The organism is Aeromonas sp. ZOR0002, assembly GCF_963866995.1.
In the GTDB taxonomy this organism is placed as follows: domain Bacteria; phylum Pseudomonadota; class Gammaproteobacteria; order Enterobacterales; family Aeromonadaceae; genus Aeromonas; species Aeromonas caviae.
Genome location: NZ_CAWMFQ010000209.1, coordinates 1 through 693, shown reverse-complemented (window position 1 = coordinate 693; position 693 = coordinate 1). Strand labels below are relative to the sequence as shown.

1 protein-coding gene is annotated in these 693 nt (G+C 68.0%); it reads right to left on the bottom strand.

The window, feature by feature from the left end:
- Nucleotides 1-129: 129 nt before the first annotated feature.
- Complete coding sequence (locus AACR77_RS12435; protein WP_042881919.1) at nt 130-519, bottom strand: nuclear transport factor 2 family protein; 390 nt, start codon at nt 517-519, stop codon at nt 130-132.
- Nucleotides 520-693: the final 174 nt, after the last annotated feature.

Sequence of the window (693 nt, the reverse complement as noted above, 5' to 3'; positions counted from 1 at the left end):
GGCTCGGCTACGAGGATCCCGGCGCCTTGTCCCGCGCCCTCCAGCGCCTCGCCCGGCGCGAATCGGCGGCCTGAGGGCGCATTGTCTGCCTTCCTGCCCGCCATGGCGGTGTCTGCGGGTTGCCGGCAGTCAGCGCCGCGAACCGATATCCGCATCCTCCTTGCTGCCTGCCAGCAGACAGGTCACCTCGTCGGTATGGCAGATCCGATCGCCGCGAAAGGTGAAGAGGCCGCTCACCTTGCAGACCAGGGTGCCGCCGTCCTGGCGGGTGGCCCGTACCACATGGGTCGAGTGCACCCGCTCCCCCTGCGCCAGGGTGGAGACAAACTCGATGCTCGCCCCGGCCAGATGGCGGCGCAGTGTGGCGATGTGCTGGTGAAACGCCGGGTAGTCGAGCCGCTCGCCGTTCACCTCCTGGCAGTAGTCGGGGGTGAACCAGTCGTCGAGCTCCGCCAGGGGGAAGGCGGGATCGCAGATGACGCGCTGCAGGCAGGCTTTCAATCGTTCGGTGTGGTGCATGGTCTGCTCCTGACAGGGGGGATGGAGGAGCCAGCATAGGCCAGGGGACGGCGAGGGGAGAGGGGAGAAGGCGCCATCATGGCGGTCGAACGCGCCATGATGGCCGGGGATCAGCCGAGGCTTTCCCCCTCATAGAGGGAGAAGCCGATGTCCTTGCACCTGGTCGCCAGCGGC

Bases quoted from the DNA above. Each gene is read 5' to 3' on its own strand.
- AACR77_RS12435 (WP_042881919.1), bottom strand. From the start codon at position 519: ATGCACCACACCGAACGATTGAAAGCCTGCCTGCAGCGCGTCATCTGC.